Raw genomic sequence first — 242 nt, forward strand, 5'->3', positions numbered from 1 at the left:
CCGGAGCCGAGCGCGCTCTCGACGAGGATCTCGCCGTCCAGGACCTCGACCAGCTGGCGCACGATCGCGAGACCGAGCCCGATGCCGGACTCGCTCACGCTCTGCTTGCCGACCTGCTCGAGGGCGTCGAAGATCGCCGCGTGCTTGTCGGGAGCGATGCCACAGCCCGTATCGCTCACCGCCAGCACCAGCCAGTCGCCGTCGCGACGCGCGTCGATGGTGATGCGTCCCGCCTGCGTGGC

Annotated in this window: 1 protein-coding gene; it reads right to left on the minus strand. The window is 70.7% G+C overall.

Translation table 11 applies throughout. The annotated features are described in order from the left end of the window. Nucleotides 1-242: sensor histidine kinase (locus RYX56_RS24790; protein WP_317124445.1), on the minus strand; the 242-nt coding region annotated here is incomplete at both ends.

Origin of the sequence: Alkalihalophilus lindianensis (assembly GCF_032843265.1) — a bacterium.
Classification (GTDB): Bacteria; Bacillota; Bacilli; order Bacillales; family Bacillaceae_D; genus Alkalihalophilus; species Alkalihalophilus lindianensis.